Here is a 17,253-nt window from a genome sequence, read left to right on the forward strand (position 1 = left end):
TATGTCGGGCCGACCGAGCGGCACTCCCCTGGGCATCGTTCTCACGACTGTGGGGCGCGACGTGAGCCGCGCCTTCGACGACGCGTTGAGTGCGGCGGGCGGCTCCTTGCCTACCTGGCTGGTGCTGCTCGCGCTCAAGCGTCACCCGCGGGCCAACCAGCGGGAACTGGCCGAGCAAGTCGGCATTCAGGGGGCTACCCTGACGCATCACCTCAACGCGATGGAAGCGGAAGGTCTGGTGACCAGGAGGCGGGATCCCGCCAACCGCCGCGTCCACATCATCGAACTCACAGCGAGCGGTGAGGACGCTTTTCAACGTCTGCGCGAGGCTGCCGTGACGTTCGACCGCCGGCTGCGGGCCGGGCTCGACGAGGCCGAGATCAACGGGCTGCGCCAGGTGCTGGCGAAGCTGCAGGGCAACGTCCGGGGGCCAGGGACGTCCGGGGTGGTCCCCTCGGCCTGCTCTCCCGGGGCTGCGGCGCCCCCGCCCCCACCGGAGGCTGACGATGCAGGGCCGGGGACTTAAGCGCGCCCAGCCCCTGCGCCTTGCCCCCTCTGTTCGCAAGGGGTTGCTGGTGCTGCATCTGATGGCTGGCGTGGCCTGGATGGGCGTGGATGTGGCCCTGTTCGTGCTGCTGGAACAGGCGCGAACCACGAGCGACGCGGCCACCGCGCTCAGCGGGTACACCAGCGTGGGCTGGATCGTGCCGGTGGCCCTGCCGCCGCTGAGCCTCGGCGTGCTCGTCACGGGCCTGCTGCTGGGCTGGGGCACACCGTGGGGCATACTGCGCCACTGGTGGGTGCTGGTCAAGCTGGGGCTTTCCCTGGTCATGACGGCGCTGGTGTTCCTCGCCTTGGTGCCGCTGGTCGGGCGCCTGCCGGTCCTGACGTCCATGACGCGCGCCCAGGAGGTGCGTGACCACTTGGGCGCCCTGCCGATCCAGTTGATGTTCCCCCCGGTGGTGTCGTTCCTGCTACTCGCGTTCGCCACCGTCCTCTCGGTCTTCAAGCCCTGGCGCCGGACACCCTGGGCCAGGTGAAGTCAGCCCTGAGCGGGGAAGTGGTGTGCGATGCGGGCCGTTGAGGTGTCCCAGGAGAAGGGCCCAACCCGGCGAGCGTGTCACCAGCAGCGACACGGCGCGGTTCATCTGGCTTTTCGCGGGGAGCGGCTGCGCCTTCATCTCCAGCAGCGTCAGCTTCCATTCGCGGCCCCGCAGCCAGCTCAGGGCAGCATCAGGTGCAGATCCCCAAACTCGTGCCAGAGGTACCCGGCCTCCAGCGCCGCCGCATAGGCCACCTCCAGATGCCGCCGCCCGGCGATCGCCTCCAGCATCAGGAGGTGGCTCGCGCGCGGCTCATGCCAGCCGGTGATCAGGCCGTCCACGGCCCGCGTTCCCCGCTGTGGTGAAGATCGACTACGACAGCACGGAGCTGGGTACGATCAGCGCCTACGGGTTGACCCAGGGCGGGTACGAGGCAGCCTTTCAGGAACTGCAGAGCGAGGGAGTCGAGCCGGGAGCGCTGCGACGGATGAGCGACACGCTGCACGCGGCGCGCGCCCTGCTCGGCTGCTACCCCGATGCGCTGCAGGTTGATCCGGACGAGGTGCTGGCGAGGAGAGCAGGCATATGGAAATCCGCCTGAAGGTGAGGAACTGGGGTTCCGGCCGGGGAGTGCTGCTGCCCAAGAAGCTGCTCGAGGAACTCAAGGTGCAGCCTGGCGACATGCTCGCAGGGGAAGTCCGTGATGGGCAACTGGTGCTCACCCGGGCGCCGCGCTACCGCCTGAGGGACCTGCTGAAGGAACTGCAGCCGGAGAATCAGCATGACGTGTCCGCTGAGGTGGAGGAAGAGGTGGAGCCGTGAGGACAACAGCGATCGCACAGGGTGACCTCGTGCAAGTCTGCAGCGCGGAGGTGGGGTCTGGGGTGCGTGCCGTGGTGATCACGCCGGGGGCCTACAATGCCCGGAGCCGGTATGTGCTGGTGGCCCTGGTCGCTGGGAAGTCCCATGAGCACCCGTTCGAGGTGTCTGTGGGAACGCAGAATGTTGTGCTGGCAGACTACGTGTATCCCCTGAGGACCGAACAGGTGCAGGTGGTGGGCCGGGTACAGGCGGCAGTGCTGCAGGACGTGCTCGCGAAACTTGAGGCGCTGCTCTTCGAGCGGTAGGCGGCAAGGGAATGGGGGCGCTGCCAGTCCTGCAGCGCTCCCTGTTCGTGGCCGGTGTTTCCACGGGAGCACCCGGAGGCTCGGAAGCGCACAGCGCGGGAGTCCTGAAGAAGCACAGTGCCCGGTCAGGCCCGCTCCGGGTGGGAAAATGACCGGGTGAGTGTGAAAGCAGGAGTTTTTCCCTCCCAGAGAGACTGGACAATCGGCTGCGGGCCTGAGCTTTTTTCGCACTTTTTTCCCAACCCTGAGCTGCCAGGAGCCTGTGGGCCAGACGCCACGGAGGGGATGGATGCTCAAACGTGAAAAAGCTGCGCCAGAACGCTCAAAAGTAGAGAGGCAGCAGGATGGCGAAGAGTGGGAAAATGACCAGGCGAGCGTGAAAGACAGATTTCTGTTGTTCCAGCGTGCCTCTTGGGCTGGGAACAGGCCGAGCTATTTTCACACTTTTTGAAGGGCCTCGAGGTGAAGACGAAGGAAAAAGTTGTTCTACACGTTGAAAGGCGCGCCTCGACAGGTGCGCCTTCTCAGAGCGGAGTGTGAATATACATGGGCCAGTGTGAAATTAAATTGTCATCCGACATCTGGCAGGTGCTGGGCCAGGGGGCTTGTACAGCGCGCCGATTGTTGTCACCAGCACCCCCGATGAACACGACGTCCATCGGGGGATTTTTATTCATGTCACTACCCGCTCGCCGCGGATAGTTGTCACTGGTGAAGCGGAACGCCGAATTGACGCGCCGCTCAACTGGTCACGCAGCATTCTGCAGAACCGCGTGGAGTTGAAGCCCACGAACCTCGCCGAGCACCGACTGGAGATCAGTCAGCGACCAGCCGCGTAACTGCTCGAGCGTTGATCCAGCGCGGGCATGCAATGCGAGCATCTCCCCGCGGTCGAGCCTTAGCGGCAGCTCCAGCAGCCCGAGGGCTTCCTCGGGAAGTCCGAACTCCAGTCGCGTGAGTTCGCGGTCGAACGCCTCCGCGTCGAGGTCGCCGGTCACAAGCAGCGCCGACGCTAGCGCGTGCACGGACCGCAAGTGAAAGCGCGTCGCGTCCGCGATGCCGCGGATACTCCCGGCGTCCATCACGATGAAGGCGTTCGTCTTGTAGGTGCTCTCAAGGTCGGCCATCGCCACGCCGTTCATCCAGTCGCGCAACACGAGGCTGCGCTTGCAGCGGGCGTGGAACGCCCAGGTGTCCTCCGCGTGACGCTGCAGCGCGCGCCCGACGTCAGCCCCAAGGTTCCTCGCGGCCAACGCGCCCCACTTCGTCTCGAAGGTGCCCCTCTTCTGCATCGGTGTGTAGATGTTGTCCAGCTCGCTGGTGACCTGGGTGGCTGTGAGCAGCCCGAGGGTCGTGTCACCGCGCAGTTCGCCCTGCTTGAACATCCTGATCAGCCGCTTGCTCGACGCGAACGACAGGGAGGACGCACCGCAGGCCCGCCCGAGTAGCGTCAGCCGCACAAGGCCGTCCTCCTCTTCGAGCAGGTCGAGGCGGAGCATCTCCTCGACCAGGCTCGCGACCGCGGCGTGCGCGCCTGCCGCCCAGTCCGGCTGCTGCCGAGCGAGCAGGAAGCCGCCGTAGGTGTTCACAAGCAGTCCGGGCAATTCCGTCGCGGGAACCCGCTTCACCTGCGCGAGCAGCCGCAGCAGCCACGTGCCGAGATCGGCCCCCTGGAACGACGAGCGCAGCCCTTCCGGCTCCGCCAGTACGTACTGTTGCAGCAGACGCGTGCGCTCCCACGGCGTGTCCGCGAGGATGATCGCGCGGCCGGACTCGTTGAAGCCGAGGCGGCCCGCGCGCCCCATCATGTTGCGCATCTCGGCGACTGTGAACGGTCGCTTTTCGCCGCCGACGAACTCGTGCTCAACCACGATGACCGTCCGCGCGGGCGTGTTGACGCCCGCCGCAACGGTCGTCGTGGCCGTCAGGACCCGCACCTCCCCACCGGCGTCGCGGAAGGCGCGCTCCACGATCACGCGCTCGTCTCGCGTGAGGTTGGCGGTGTGAAAGGCGGCGCCGCCCCCCAGGGCCGCGCGCAGGTCGTGGCTGGTGCCGGACAGGTCGTGGCGCGGCAGCGCCTGCAAGGTCGCCGTCGCGGGCGGCAGGCCGAGCTCGGCGGCGAGGTACTTCGCCGCGCCGGTCGCGCTGCCCTTGGTGTTGCGGAAGATCAGCACCTGCTCGGTCGGGTCGTCCATGAGCAGCTGGCGCACCAGCGGCACGATCACGTCCTGCGAGCTGGCCTTCTCGCGGCGCTGCCTCACCTGGTGCGGCTCGAGCAGGTTGGTGGTGCCGCGCGTGCCGTCGGGGCTGACGTACTCGTACATGCCGGTGCGGTCGAGGACGCCGAGCTCGAGGGGAACGGGCCGTTCGGTGGTGAGCAGGGTGCGGACGCCGAGCCACTCGTCGAAGGCGTTGACATCGCCGATCACGGCGGAGAGCGCGAGCAGCTGGGGCGTCACGCCGCGCTCGCGTGCGCTGCGCAGGTGCGTGAGAAGCAGTTCGACCACGATGCCGCGGCTGGGGTCGGCGACGAACTGCGCTTCGTCGAGCACGATCGTGCCGATCCGCTCAAGCGTGCCCTCGGTGCCGACGGCCAGTTGCAGGAACATCTCATAGGTGAGGAACGCGAGGTCGTACTTGCCGCGCACGAAGTCGCTCACGTCGTCCTGGTGGTCCCCAGTGCACAGCGCCACGCGCAGGCCCAGCTGCGCGCCATACACGGCCTTGAAGTCCTCGTACTTCTCGTTGGCGAGGGCGCGGTACGGCACGAGGAACACGGCCTTGCGGCCTGCGAGGACGCCGCGGACCGCGGCGAGCTCGCCGATGAAGGTCTTGCCGGAGCTGGTGGGCGCGATGACCAGCAGCGACTGGCCGTCGAGGACACCGTACTCGTTGACGGCGCGCTGCTGCAGCGCGTTTAGCCCAGTGGGAAAGCGCGCGCGCCACGCGTCAGTGACGCTGACGGGCAGGCCGTGTGAGGCGAGGTCGGCGAAGTCGGCGGTGACGGGTGCGCGGTCGCGCGTGGGGTGCAGGAGGTGGTAGCGCGCGCCCTTGACGAAGCTCGGGAGGGTGAAGCCGCCCTGGCTGAAGGCGCTTGCGGTGGGTTCCTGCGTGAGGTGATGCCGTGCGGACGCCTCGCGCACGCGTGCCTGCACGTCCGCAACGACCTCGAACACGTCGCGCGGGCCGGTGCCCGAGAGGAGCGCATCGATAAAGGCCTGGGTAAGGAAGCCGTGCCCACCGCCGGGATGCTCGTACGCGGGCGACGAGGGGTCGCTCGCGGCGATCAGCACGCGGCCCTCACCGGCGAACTGCTCGAAGTTGAGCATCTGGCGAGTGGCGGGGCCCGCGATGACCTTGGCGGATGCGCCGCCGCTGAAGCAGCAGTCGAGCAGGAAGAGGATCCGACGCGCTCGCGAAGCACGGAACAGGTCGCTGAGTACCTGCATGTCGATGGTCGTGCCCGGTTGGTCGTTGACACGCGTGTCGTGCGCGACCAGCCGGTGGCCAGGAGTGCCGTGCCCGGAGAAGGAAAGGATGACGGTGTCGTCCTCGGTGACGTTCGCGAGGTGGTTCTCGAGCGCGGTCATGATGGCGTCGTGCGTGGCGTGCTCATCATGCAGCTCGGTGACGGCGAGCGTGTCGACGGAGTCTTCGAACAACGCGGCGAGAGTCTGCGCGTCGCGGACGGCACCACCGAGGTCCGAGATCTGGGGGTCTTGAAAGCGGTTGATGCCGATGAACAAGCCTCGGTACGACATGAAGTCCTTTCCAGGCCGCGGCGTCTCCTTCTCGTCCTTCTCGAGGAAGCCACCGTGTCTGGCCTGTCGTGCGCGCGGTCAAGCCGCGCGTACATGAGGATAATTATACGCCATCAGCGTAGAACGAGCCGGTAATTACGGAATATGGAGGCTGAGGTGCAACGGGTCAGTCCAGATGGCGCGGTGCTCCTGCCCTGGCTGACCCGTTCCGGGCAGAAGCCATGAAGCCCCCTCCACGCCCGGCTCAGGCCACAAGATGAAGCCGCGGGCAGAATATCGCCAGTTCAAAGAGCACATGTTCGTCCACCGTCCGCCGGCCCTTCCGCTAACGTGCGGGCGTGCCCGACGACGTCTTTTTGCAGGTGCAGGCCATTCACACGCTGCTCGCGCCCGCGCGCCCGAAAGTCTTGGCGCATGCGCAGCGCCCCTCCCGGTGGCGCTGGCTCGCGCGCCTTCCGTGGCTGGATATTGCCCTGTTCTTGTCGACGGCGACCACCTACCTTCTCGCGCTGCGCCCGGCTTCCGACTCCACGCTCATCGTCGCGGCGACACTGGTCCTGCTGCTATTCGTCGCGCGGCTGCTGATGTACCGGCTGGAATACCTGCGGCTGTCGGGTGCCGCTGACTCGGAAGCGCACGCGGCGCTGATGGAGCGCAGCGCCTACGAGGCACGCGTGGCACGCGAGCTGCAAGTCTTCGATCTCAAGGCCCTGGAGTACGCCGTGGCGGAATACGACGCGCAACTCGAGGCGGTGGACCGCTCAGCGGGTACCTGGCTGGGGCCGACGCGCGTGGGCGGCGTGATTGGCATCATCGGGCTGCTGCTCGCCGCCTACCCTGGCCTGCAGAAGGTCACGGGAGGCTGGACGCTGCTCCTGCTCGCTGTACCCTTCGGTCTGGCGCTGGGCGGCCTCTCGGGAGTCAACTCCTTCGAGGGCCGGCGCCGTGCCCGGGCGTTGCTGGCGCGGGCGGTGGCCCTCAAGCGGCCCTAGGCACCCTCGCTGCCGGGCCTCAGGTTCGCCGCGCAGAACTGTCTGAGAGCATGTGCGTGCGCCTTCCCAGCGGCTCCTCGTTAAGCTGATCGGTGGCATGCCCGCCCCCCACACCCTCACGCGCAGCTCCCACCAGCAAGCCGTCCTTGACTTCGTCCGCTCAGGCGTTGGCCACGGGGTGGTGCTGGCCACGGCGGGCTCAGGCAAGACCTTCACCCTCACCGAGGTGGCCGGCGTCCTGCCCCAGGATCTCGAGGCCCGCTATCTCGCTTACAACGCCCATGTCGCCCGGGAACTCGCGTCCCGGCTTCCCCGGCACGTCCGGGCGCAGACCATTCACGCCCTGGGGAAGCGGGCCCTGCAGGCGCGGTACCCCGGCGTGCGCCAGGCGCAGGTCAACCCGGGCAAGGCGCGCAAGCTGGTCCGGGCCTACATCGACGAACTGCAACTGCAGCACCGCTTCGCTCCCGAGGACCGCTCGGACGCCGACGCCTTCCTCGCCAGCCTGCTGCACTTCGCCCGGGTCAACCTCACCGACAGCCGCGACACGGCCGCGGTACGCGCTCTTGCCCTGCGCTACAACCTCACCCCACCCGCCGACCCTGTGCTCGAGCGCGCCTGCCTGGAAGGAGTGCGCGTCCTGCTGCGCCGGGGCGACCAGGCGGTCGAGGCGGGCAACTTCGACTTTGACGACATGCTGTATGTCCCGGTCGTCCGCAGGCTGCCCGTCCCCCAGTTCGACTTCGTGCTGATCGACGAGGCGCAGGACCTCAGCCCCCTGCAGCTGGAATTCACCCTGAAGACTGTGCGCCCCGGGGGCCGGCAGCTGTTCATGGGCGACCCCCGCCAGAGCATCAACGGCTTCACCGGTGCCGACGCCGACGCGATGAACCGCATCCTCACGCGGATAGGCGGCACCGTCCTCACCCTGCCGGTCACCTACCGCTGCCCGCGCAGCCACGTCGCCCTGGCCAAGAAGCTTGCCCCCGAGATTGAGGCCGCACCCGGCGCCCCGGAGGGACGGGTGTTCGTTATCCCCGACACCGCCCTCCCGAAGTGGATCCAGCCCGGCGACCTGGTGCTCTGCCGCTACAACGCGCCCCTGATCGGGCGCTGCCTGGAAGCCATTCGTGCGGGGAAGCCCGCCGCCCTGCAGGGAAAGGACCTCGGGGGAACGCTGACTGGGCTCGCCCGGCGCGTCTTTCTCCGGGGTCTGACCCACTGGGAGGCGCAGCTCGCGGACCACCGGCGAGCGGAGCGCGAGCGGATCGAGCGCGAGGTGGGGGACGCCACGGCGGCTGCGGCCCTGCTGGCCCAGCGGGAGGACCTCGCCGAATCGCTGGGCCACCTCACCCGGGCGGCGGTGCGGGAGGGGGCGCGCGACCTCCAGGGGCTGGCCGAGTTCATGGCGGCCTTTTTCGCGCGGAGCCACCAGACCATCACCTTCTCCACTGTCCACGGGGCGAAGGGGCGGGAGGCGGACCGGGTGTTCGTGCTCCATCCCCACCTGATGCCCGCCGTCTATGCCCGGACGCCGGAGGCCGTCATCGGCGAAGCCTGCGTGCAGTTCGTGGCCCTGACCCGCGCGCGGCGCGACCTGATCTTCGTGGAGGAGGCCGGACAGGCGCCGCCACCCCTACGCCGGGGGCGCCGATGACGGCCGTGCCTTTCGCGCTGGATGCGACGGCGAATGTGGTGACTGCGCTGACCGCCCCGCGCGGTGCCCGCTACACCTGCCTGGAGTGCAGCGCCCCTCTGGGCGTGCGCCGCGGCGAGGAGCGCCGCTGGCACTTCTTCCACCTGCCCGGCTTCGAGCGGGACTGCGGGGGCGAGAGCGTGACCCACCGGGCGGCCAAGCAGCTGCTGGCCCAGGCGCTGCGGCGCGAGCTGGAAGAGACTGGGCACGTGACCTGGCAGCAGCGCTGCGCCGGTGTGAAAGGCCGCTGCCGGGACAGCGCCCTGCTACCGCGTTCCTTCCGCCCGGTGGGCTGGACCGCTGTGGTGGAAGAAGCCACCCACGGTGACTTCCGCTTCGATGTAGCGGTAGTGGCGGGAAAGCGCGTGCTCTTCGGCCTAGAGGTGTTCTTTAGGCATGCGGTGCCCGAAGCGAAGGCCGCGGCCTTGGACGTCCCCTGGCTGGAACTGCTCGCCGAGGACCTGCTGGCCCACCGGCCCCGGGTGCCGGTCCGGGGGGACGACGGGGCAGCCCAGTGCCCAGCTTGCCAGGAGCGGGCTCGGTTGCTCGAGCAGCGCGCTGAGGACGATGCCGTGCGAGGCGCCGTCACGGGCGCTTTTGAAGACGAGGCCCAGCGAGTCGCGGACACCTGGGCGGCGGTGCTGCGCGAGGCCCGGGCGAAGGCTGAGGTTGCAGCCAAGCGGACCCGGACTGCCAGCGCGCCAGCGGCGCCGCAGGAGACGCGAGAGGGGCAGGCTCCAGCCTCGAAGCAGAGGCCCTTGGTGGTTGAGGACGAGACGGCCCGCGCCCGGCGCGAGCAATGGGCAACCATGCAGGCATGGGTGAACGAGCGTAAGAACTCTGGGTGATGTGCTCAGAGAGCTTTTGGCGATAGGGCTTGGCGTACAGACCAGCGCTGTGCTGCCTGTATTGCTCGCTCCGGCGCCTACAGCGTTACATGACGCGTCAGGATTAAATCCACTTCACCGGGCTTGGATTCCCGGTCGCCGAACAGGCGGGTCTGCGTCGGATCCTTAAAAGGGCTCGCATTTTCCTCCATATTCCACTCTGGAAAGACTGTGCTCAGCACGCTTTTTGTGGTGTCCAACGTGAATTTCCGGGCGTCTGTCCGAACTACGATGGTGGCGTCAGGCTTCAGCAGCCGTCTCGAAATTGCAAAAATGTCCAGCAGTAGCTGGCGGTAATCCTCCTGATTGGCAAAATCCCGTTCATGCTTGTTCGATCCCCGGGTAGTGTTCGACCAGGGGCCACCGAGCATCCAGCGACGAAGCCACTGGTCGCGGTTGTAGTTCACCAGCCCGTAGTAAGGCGGCGAGGTCAGCAGCAGCTGGTGCTTGGCCTCGATCCGAGGCTTCAGGCGCTTGAGAGTCTCAGTGGAGTCACCGAACAAGGCCCGGGTCTGCCGGTCGCCTGTGATCACGCCGAACTTGTAGCGCCATTCAATCTTGCGCTGCAGCATGGCACCGACATCCTTGTTCCGTGGAACCAGGCCCTTTTCGCGCCACCAGGCCACAGAATAGTCAGGGCTCATGCTTTTGGTCTGACGCATCTGGTTCGAGAACGATTTCTCTTCGTTCCCATGCAGGTCAAGCAGAATAAGGGCCATTAGGCTGCGGTCGGTGGCATTTTCCTGCCAGTCCAGATGTTCGCGTGCCACCAGCAAGAATTTCAGAACCTCAGGATGGAAGGCCCACTCAAAGAACTCCGGGATCGCTTCGGGCAGATCCGTGACCTCCTCGATCCGGAAGGCTGGAACCAGGCGAATGATTTCCTCGAGACGCGCCAGAACAGCATCCTTGGGCGCCGCCTGCAACTTGGTCGCCGCGTAGATCCAGGCTACCGGGTTGATCTCACTGCCCAAGCCGATGCGCCCCAATGCGCTGGCCGCAGCCAGGGTCGTGCCCCGGCCCATGAAGGGGTCCAGCACCCGATCCCCTGGCCTGGTGTAACGCTGGATCATTTCGTAGGCGAAGTCCAGCGGGAACATGGCATACCACGGCCCTAGCCGAATCCAGCGTGCCTCCACGGTGGCAGAGTTCGGCTTGGGCGCTGGCAGCAGGCGGCGTTCGCCTGGAGCAGATGGGTGCGCTGCGGCGCCTTCGCTTGAGTGATCGGGCAGGGTTGCCAGGGTCATGCTTTTCGCCCTGCTTTCTGATGCTCAAGCAAAAAGCGCTTGAGGACGCTCTCATTGGCACGGGCAGGGAGCGAAGCCTCGGCGTGTGCGACCACGAGCGGAATCGTAGCATCGCGAAAGGCATTCGAGACCAGCGCGTCAAGCAACGAAAGCATGGTGCCCAGATTGTTGAAATGATCGCAGCAAGCTTCGGCCTTCATATCATCGTCGCCGTCTTTAAGGAATGCTGGCATAGCAGTGATCAGGGCACCTGAAGTTGTCTTGTACAGCACCTTGCGGCCATAGTGGCTCGTCTCGCCGTACGCCTTGTAGGGTCCAGTGCCTGGAGGTTCGTATTTGAAGATGATGTTCTTCTTTGTGTATGCGTCATTCACCAAGATGACCCGTCCTGCCTCCAGGTGACCCTTCTGCGTCAACTTTCGCGGATCAGGCCGCTCGTCTGCGGATCTCGGCGTCTTCTGAACCCGTTGATCCAGGAGCTTGAGGTGCTCCTGGAACATTCCAGTCTTCTCGATGCCAAAGATGATGGGTGTGACCCCAGAAGCTCGCCGGCTGGCTTCAGCCAGTCGAAGGAACTCCTTCTTGATGCTCATGGCCAACCAAGCGGGATGGCCACTGACCGCTAGGGGACCATCCATGACAAAAGCGACATCCTGGATGGAGTCCCACATGTTCTTGCGCTCGAAGTACCGTAGGTAATTCACCAGCACCAAGTGCTCCACCACGCTACGGCATTCAGTGATGACGGTCTGGTTGCTTCCAGCGTCCATGAAGCTCTCGTGGATGCGCAAGGCATCTGTTGAGAACAGCTCTTTTGTGCTGCAAGCGCAAGCGTAGGCGCCCTTTGCCTGGTGATACTTATGGCCCTTGTCAGGCTCAGTGCAGCTGCCCAGCAGAGGACAGCCCAGCTTCTCCGCGCCCTGATCATCGCGCAGGCCCAGGAGGACCTCGTAGGTCTCCAGCAAGCTCTCCCCGTCCTCTGCTAGGCGCTTTTCGCCCAGCACACGGAAGAACTCACTGCGGAAGCTCTCACGCGCATCTCCGCACTCATCCAAGACCATGTTCGTGGAAGGCAGGAACACTTCAATGCCGTGCGGATCATGCAAATTGCGGAACTTCCGTGGGTCGGGGACGCCCCTGACCCGGGCATCGCGCAACTTATGCAGGTCGATCATGACGCTGGCCACGGTGACTACGCCCACTTCGGCGCCAGGAAAGCCCTCCTCGATCTGCACTGCCCCCTGGGAGCCGTCAATCGCGATGACAAAGCGTGGGAGTGCGGCGGGGTCCGGTCGCTCAATCGCAATGCCGCTTGATCCCTGCGGAGGTTCAGATGGGGCGCGGTTCTGGAGCCGGCTTTTGAGCTTCTCGGCTTCGCCGCTGCTGAGCAGTCGCTTCAGGCTGGTGGTGACGCCCGCCCGTTCACCTTCATGCGGCATCAGTTGCCCTCAGCTACCGTGGCGCCCGGCGCGGGTGCACTGCTGGTCGTCAGGTCGAACTTGCGCATCTGCACCGGGATGGTGAAGACGTTCGTGCGGGTGCGCATGCGGATAAAGCCCTTATTCGGCGCGCGCTGGATGGAATCCGCGAAGTCCTCGAAATCATAATATTTGCTGATTTCTCTGATTTCCTCGCTGTTGTTCAGGTGGGCGATGAACCAGTTGGCCGTGTTCTTGAGGATGTTGCTTTGCAGCGCACTTACTTCCTGCGTGGCGTAGACCAGCCCCAGATTCAGCTTCGCGCCTTCCTTGGCCAGCCGAGCCCAGACGTTGACCTCACCTTCGGCACTCTTCTTGGGCAGCAGGTTGTGCGCTTCTTCGACGTAGACCAGGATGGCGGGCGGCGGATCCCCTTGTCCGAACGTCTCCATGTGGCTGCGCAGCAGCTTCCACATCACGCGCTCCGCGACCGCCCGGTTCGCCAGTTCCTCGCCGAGCGACTGATCGAGAATGACCAGCTTCCCGTCAAGGAGGTCGTCGTAGATCATGTCGGCATAGTCCTTGCTCGACGCAGGCGCGTGATTGGGGTAAAGGCGCCCGGCGAGGCGGGGCCCATTGCTGTAGCGGAACATGCCAAGGATGTTCTACAGGGTGCTGTCATGCCAGGAGCGGCCTTCGTGGTCCTCTCTGTACTTCCTGTTGAAATCGGCGTATTCAGGGCGCTCAAGGAATTTGTCCAGCCCCTTAAAAGCGATGGCTAAGTCATTCCAGCTCGGGCTTGGGGTCACCTTCGGGTCCAAGATGTCGGCAGCTTCCTCGAATTCCTGCTGCAGCGCTGCTTCCTTGGGGTCCAGAGGCGTGCGCATGGCATCCCGAAGCTCTTTGCTGAACAGGTTCTTGGTGCTGGGTCTGAAAGGGGCATCCAGGCCGCCTTCGGCCAGTAGGGCACGGTAGACCAGCAGGCTGCGGATATAACGGACGCCGCGGCCATACGCTTCGTCAGGTGGGAACATGGTCAGGTCAGGGGGCGCCAGGTCGGTGCCAATGAAGTTCCCGATGTACTTGGTCTCCTTGGAGGGGGCCAGAAGCTCGTTCAGGATGGCCTTGCCAATCAGCAGCATCTGGGTCTTTTCCTGCAGTACCGTGTAGGCATCCTCCTGGGCCTTCTGAATGTTGCTGGCTACACCTGACTTTTCTGCCGTCTTGATCCCCAACATGTCAGTCATGGCGAGCTGATCGCCGAACACGTTGATCTTCATCAGGCGCCGATCGGGATCTTTGGGGTGCGGAAGGGTGCCGTAGGTCACGACCTCTGCGGCTTTGGTCAGGCCCAGATGCCGATGGATGTTCTTCAGCGCGCTGGGGTTGAGGTTGGTTCCGTCTTGCACGTTCTCGTTGGCGTATTCCCCGTTGGGGTCGAAGATGAGCTGGCCAATCCGATTGCTTTTGGCCCGCGCTGCCGCTTGTTCTGGGGTGTCGCTTGCATCGGTCGGCACCGGCATGGCGCGGAGCTCGTAGATGGCCTGCGCGATGATTTTGGTGGTATTGGATTTGCCGCTGCGGGTCATGCCGAACAGGGCAGTCTTCTGACCGATGAGGTCGGCGGGGGTGATACTGATGTCGACCCCGTCGCTGCTCAGGTTCCGGCGGGTGCTGCCATATCGCAGGCTCGCGATGGAGACCGTATGGTCGCCCAGCGGATGGTCACTGCGGAATTCAGGGTCGCGATAATTCACGAGCTGCTTAAGCGCGTCGGCAGAGGGCTTGTAGATCTTCATGCCTCGGCCGGAGTAGAAGTTGTCAATGTCGGTACCCAGGCGCAACTGGAGACCATCAGGCGCGGTGGCGCTCTCCTCGATGTAGAGGGTGCCCAGCACACGGCACCGCAGGCCGCTGAACGAGAGGTTGTTATGGGTGTATTCGTCGACTTCGGTCTCCCACGCCGAGTCACCCTGCATCGCCCGAGCCACGGCGTCCGCGCGCTGGTCTTGCCGCTCCCCATCACGGGGAAGCGAGGTGGGTCCCATCACTCGCAACAGCACGATCTCGCTGTCCTCGTCATCGAAGGGCAGAGCACTCTGGTCAGGTGAGACGCGCGTGGCGATCAGGAAGGCGCCCTGCGGGATGCCGCCGACATCCCGCCGGAAGCTGTCGTGCACTTGAGCGATGAACTCGTTGAAGCCGACGGAAAAGACTTCGCCAACGTACCGGTCGGCCTGAATGAGGCTGTTGAACATCAGAGCCGCTAGGGCCTGCTTCTTAGCCACCAGCTTTTCGGTGTGGTGCTCCGTGAGGGTAGAGAGGGGACTATTCATGCACGAGCTCCTTCTAGGTCCAGCTGGGCTGCAGGCGTCAGAATCGATGTCATCTGGCTTCAGAAAATTCTAATGCTTAAGGGCTTGGTCTGTAGCCCCAGATGGGTTAGGACGCATCCTTCGGAACCCCACTGGTCGGGGAGCAAGCTCCACCGAAATTGATGCTGTGTGGACAGCCCTTGGAAAATTGCACCGGTACCCCCGATGGATGGGGCGATCTTCCCGCGAACTAAGACACTGTCAGTCATCTGCGTACTCCCACGAGAACGCCACACAGCCGCCAGCCGCTACCCGCGCTTCAAATTGCTGGATGGCTTCCGGGGTGAAATACGCACGCAGAAGCGCTTGGCTGACGCCTTCGCGGATCGTCACTTTCGGACAGAGCAGCGCCCAGGACAGTGGGTCATGTTCATAGAACAGGGCACCGAACGCTTCCGCTGCTGAGTTCACACTGGGTGTCTGGATCACCAGCAGCTGCTGGACCTCACCTGCACCCGGCACGCTTAGGCGCAAGCACAACGTGTATGTCCTCTGTCGCGTAGCACTGCTCATTCCGGGTCGTACGAGCAGCTCAAGCTGAAGTTCAAGCTGTCGGAGGCCAGTGCCAACGCTTCCAGGCGATCTAGCGCCCCCGCTGTGCACCAGTGCCGCAACGGCTCACGGGCCACGCCTTGCCGGACCGTCGGCCAGAACGTCGTGGGCTGCCGCTCTCCACGGTAGAAGGCATTCCAGAACAGTTCGATTGCCTCCTCTTCACTCTGCGCAGAGGCCACCAGCACTTGCAGCAGGACGCCCTCACCGGTGGCGAAATGGTTCAAGGACACTGTGTAGACCGCGAACTCGCCCATACCGCTCCTTCTCCGCCCATAGGTGGATACTTCCGCATCCGGCCAGTGCCAACCAATAGGCCGAGCTCAGGTGGCGAAAAAGCTGCCGCCCGCTGCAGCCAGACGGCAGACCAGGCGAACCCGCGGGTCCCCGGGGTTCCAGTCGCCCTGCAAGATGTCGCGGGGGGACTCGCCGCGCAGCGTGTAGCGGGCCCGCTCGAACCATTGGCGGATCCCACTGTCGGTGTGGGTCGCGCGCAGGTTCGTGACGATCTGCCCCAGCGTCGCCTGACGGGCCAAGCCTGCTGGCGAACACGCCTCCCGCCCCCCGAGCAACGCGGTCAGCAGCTCATCGCCCAGCAGGGCGCGCAATTCATCGCCCCGGGGCAGGTCGTCGGCCGCGTGGGGTCCACTGGGCTGGCCCCGGAACGCCTCACGCAGGGCGGGGTGACACGCTTCCCGGAAGGTGACGTCTCGCAAGGCGCTCTGGAGCCGCCAGCGCAGCAGCGCCCGCGTCAGTCCTTCGCCGGGCGGCTGCGCCTCACACGTCCACAACCGCAACAAGGGGAGCCCGGCCACTCTCAGAATCCGGTCCTTGCGCACGTCGCGCTCCAGCTGGGGACTGCGCTCGTGCTGCGGGCCATCCAGTTCCAGAACCAGCAACGGCTGCTCGGTCTCGACATGTTCGACGACCAGGTCCACGTGAACGCTGGCGTTGGCCAGGAACGTGCGGTCGGCTTCATCGAGCAGTCCGTTCATGACCTGAACATCCAGCACCTGGCGCAGGGGCACCCGGGGCCGGACCACATGGGGCGCAAAGACCTCGCGGCAGAGTAAGCGCAGCACCCGCTCCCCGGCATGCGGAGCAGGGCAACGCACTGTGTCCTCACTTCTCAGCACCACCCGGGCCCCGACCGCTGAATTCAGGTCGCGCTGCACCCGGGACCGCAGCTCGTCCAGCAGCGCACAGCGCCCGGGCAGCAGGTGCACCATTCCCCCGGCTGCAAGGGCAGCCAGCCGGGCCTGGAGCGCACCATCCGGAAGATCCAGGGCCCCCGCGAGCGTTCCCATATCAGCGCTGCCCCCGTGGGCTTCCAGCACCATCAACACCTGCTGGTCCGCGGGCACCAGTTCGGCGTAGCGCACCGCCGGGGAGGGCATGGGCTTCGGCGGAACCACGCGCAGAGACTCGCGCGGCGGTGCGGTGGGCTGGGCCGTCATGGTCTACTCCCCGTTCTGCGTGCGCCGGCTGCGGCCGGCGCCGATGTGTCCCACCATGCAGCCCTGGATCAGCACCTCTTCCACTTTGAAGGTCATGGGGCCGTACTCGGGGTTCTCGCTGGTCAGCGTGACCGTGCCGTTGTTGCGGTGCCAGCGCTTCAGCGTCGCGGTGTTCTCAGTCGGAAGGGTCACCAGCATGATCTCGCCGCTCAAGGGTTCCTCCTGCTGGGGCCGGATGGCCACCAGAGCTCCGGGATAGATGCCGATGCCCGTCATGCTGTCGCCACGCACTTTCAGCAGGAAGTCGCCCTCACGCAGGTCCAGCACGTCCTGCAACCGGGTGGCATAGGCCTCCACCTGCCCGTCGGCCAGCGTGGGCTGCCCGGCGGCGATCTCACCAAGAATTGGGAAGCGCAGGTCGACGCTGGCCGCGCGGGGCACCTGCGAGACCCGCCAGCCCGCCTCGCTCAGCCGAATCGGGGTGGTGAAGCGCTCGGCAGGGTTGTAGACGATCAGGCCGCGCTCCTGCAGCTTGCGCACGTACCCCCAGATGTTCTGCCGGGGAAGGTGCAGCGCTTCACCGACGCGCTGGATGGTCACCAGCTCGCCCGCATTCTCCAGCTCGGCGATCTTGTGCAGTACATCCCGCGGCCGTCCGGTCAATTCATCCTGAGTCATATGACACCTGTCACAGTGTG

Annotated in this window: 19 protein-coding genes; 9 read left to right on the forward strand and 10 right to left on the reverse strand. The window is 65.4% G+C overall.

Annotated elements, in window-relative coordinates; all coding sequences use genetic code 11:
• Window positions 1-61: 61 nt before the first annotated feature.
• Window positions 62-526, forward strand: a complete 465-nt coding sequence (locus ABEA67_RS09000) for a MarR family winged helix-turn-helix transcriptional regulator (protein WP_345464081.1) — start codon at window positions 62-64, stop codon at window positions 524-526.
• Window positions 507-1,040 (forward strand): hypothetical protein, encoded by a 534-nt coding sequence (locus tag ABEA67_RS09005; RefSeq protein WP_345464084.1) that lies wholly within the window; start codon window positions 507-509, stop codon window positions 1,038-1,040. Before ABEA67_RS09000 ends, ABEA67_RS09005 begins: the two co-directional genes overlap by 20 nt.
• Window positions 1,041-1,222: 182 nt before the next feature.
• Here ABEA67_RS09005 and ABEA67_RS09010 read toward each other — a convergent pair whose 3' ends face one another.
• Window positions 1,223-1,384: an S-adenosylmethionine:tRNA ribosyltransferase-isomerase gene (locus tag ABEA67_RS09010; protein ID WP_345464087.1), complete on the reverse strand. Its 162-nt coding sequence runs from the start codon at window positions 1,382-1,384 to the stop codon at window positions 1,223-1,225.
• 20 nt (window positions 1,385-1,404) lie between these two features.
• Between ABEA67_RS09010 and ABEA67_RS09015 the strand changes: the two genes are divergently transcribed.
• The 4 genes from ABEA67_RS09015 to ABEA67_RS09030 all read left to right on the forward strand — a co-directional run bounded on the left by ABEA67_RS09015 (window position 1,405) and on the right by ABEA67_RS09030 (window position 2,621).
• A complete protein-coding gene (locus ABEA67_RS09015) occupies window positions 1,405-1,644 on the forward strand; it encodes a hypothetical protein (protein WP_345464090.1) in 240 nt (79 codons plus the stop codon).
• Window positions 1,629-1,865 carry an AbrB/MazE/SpoVT family DNA-binding domain-containing protein gene (locus ABEA67_RS09020; protein WP_345464093.1) on the forward strand — a complete coding sequence of 79 codons (237 nt, stop codon included), beginning with the start codon at window positions 1,629-1,631 and terminating at the stop codon, window positions 1,863-1,865. Before ABEA67_RS09015 ends, ABEA67_RS09020 begins: the two co-directional genes overlap by 16 nt.
• Window positions 1,866-1,894: 29 nt before the next feature.
• The gene (locus ABEA67_RS09025; RefSeq protein WP_345464096.1) at window positions 1,895-2,170 is read left to right on the forward strand and encodes a type II toxin-antitoxin system PemK/MazF family toxin; all 276 of its coding nucleotides are present in this window, start codon (window positions 1,895-1,897) and stop codon (window positions 2,168-2,170) included.
• A 289-nt stretch (window positions 2,171-2,459) separates the two neighbouring features.
• The gene (locus ABEA67_RS09030; RefSeq protein ID WP_345464099.1) at window positions 2,460-2,621 is read left to right on the forward strand and encodes a hypothetical protein; all 162 of its coding nucleotides are present in this window, start codon (window positions 2,460-2,462) and stop codon (window positions 2,619-2,621) included.
• A 298-nt stretch (window positions 2,622-2,919) separates the two neighbouring features.
• Here the strand turns inward: ABEA67_RS09030 and ABEA67_RS09035 are convergent, their stop codons facing one another.
• Entirely contained in the window at window positions 2,920-5,931 is a 3,012-nt protein-coding gene (locus ABEA67_RS09035; protein WP_345464102.1) for a DEAD/DEAH box helicase, read from the reverse strand.
• Window positions 5,932-6,269: 338 nt separating this feature from the next.
• Here ABEA67_RS09035 and ABEA67_RS09040 point away from each other — a divergent pair, with 338 nt between their 5' ends.
• From ABEA67_RS09040 to ABEA67_RS09050, 3 genes are all read left to right on the forward strand, one after another.
• Window positions 6,270-6,923 (forward strand): hypothetical protein, encoded by a 654-nt coding sequence (locus ABEA67_RS09040; protein WP_345464105.1) that lies wholly within the window; start codon window positions 6,270-6,272, stop codon window positions 6,921-6,923.
• Window positions 6,924-7,020: 97 nt separating this feature from the next.
• Window positions 7,021-8,580, forward strand: a complete 1,560-nt coding sequence (locus ABEA67_RS09045; RefSeq protein WP_345464108.1) for a UvrD-helicase domain-containing protein — start codon at window positions 7,021-7,023, stop codon at window positions 8,578-8,580.
• Entirely contained in the window at window positions 8,577-9,467 is an 891-nt protein-coding gene (locus ABEA67_RS09050; RefSeq protein ID WP_345464111.1) for a competence protein CoiA family protein, read from the forward strand. The genes ABEA67_RS09045 and ABEA67_RS09050 overlap by 4 nt, the downstream gene beginning before the upstream one ends.
• A gap of 77 nt (window positions 9,468-9,544) precedes the next feature.
• On the opposite strand, the gene ABEA67_RS09055 is transcribed toward ABEA67_RS09050, so the two are convergent.
• From ABEA67_RS09055 to ABEA67_RS09090, 8 genes are all read right to left on the reverse strand, one after another.
• Window positions 9,545-10,753, reverse strand: a complete 1,209-nt coding sequence (locus ABEA67_RS09055; RefSeq protein ID WP_345464114.1) for a DNA methyltransferase — start codon at window positions 10,751-10,753, stop codon at window positions 9,545-9,547.
• Window positions 10,750-12,192 (reverse strand): DNA double-strand break repair nuclease NurA, encoded by a 1,443-nt coding sequence (locus ABEA67_RS09060; RefSeq protein ID WP_345464117.1) that lies wholly within the window; start codon window positions 12,190-12,192, stop codon window positions 10,750-10,752. Before ABEA67_RS09060 ends, ABEA67_RS09055 begins: the two co-directional genes overlap by 4 nt.
• Window positions 12,192-12,824, reverse strand: coding sequence for an ATP-binding protein (locus tag ABEA67_RS09065; RefSeq protein ID WP_345464120.1), 633 nt, complete (start codon window positions 12,822-12,824; stop codon window positions 12,192-12,194). Before ABEA67_RS09065 ends, ABEA67_RS09060 begins: the two co-directional genes overlap by 1 nt.
• Before the next feature lie 12 nt (window positions 12,825-12,836).
• Window positions 12,837-14,507, reverse strand: coding sequence for a helicase HerA domain-containing protein (locus ABEA67_RS09070; RefSeq protein ID WP_345464123.1), 1,671 nt, complete (start codon window positions 14,505-14,507; stop codon window positions 12,837-12,839).
• A gap of 240 nt (window positions 14,508-14,747) precedes the next feature.
• Window positions 14,748-15,020, reverse strand: a complete 273-nt coding sequence (locus ABEA67_RS09075; RefSeq protein ID WP_345464126.1) for a hypothetical protein — start codon at window positions 15,018-15,020, stop codon at window positions 14,748-14,750.
• Between the two features lie 35 nt (window positions 15,021-15,055).
• A complete protein-coding gene (locus ABEA67_RS09080; protein ID WP_345464129.1) occupies window positions 15,056-15,355 on the reverse strand; it encodes a hypothetical protein in 300 nt (99 codons plus the stop codon).
• Between the two features lie 66 nt (window positions 15,356-15,421).
• The gene (locus tag ABEA67_RS09085) at window positions 15,422-16,555 is read right to left on the reverse strand and encodes a DUF2726 domain-containing protein (RefSeq protein ID WP_345464132.1); all 1,134 of its coding nucleotides are present in this window, start codon (window positions 16,553-16,555) and stop codon (window positions 15,422-15,424) included.
• 3 nt (window positions 16,556-16,558) lie between these two features.
• Window positions 16,559-17,233, reverse strand: a complete 675-nt coding sequence (locus ABEA67_RS09090) for a LexA family protein (protein WP_345464135.1) — start codon at window positions 17,231-17,233, stop codon at window positions 16,559-16,561.
• Window positions 17,234-17,253: the final 20 nt, after the last annotated feature.

The organism is Deinococcus carri, assembly GCF_039545055.1.
Taxonomy (GTDB): domain Bacteria; phylum Deinococcota; class Deinococci; order Deinococcales; family Deinococcaceae; genus Deinococcus; species Deinococcus carri.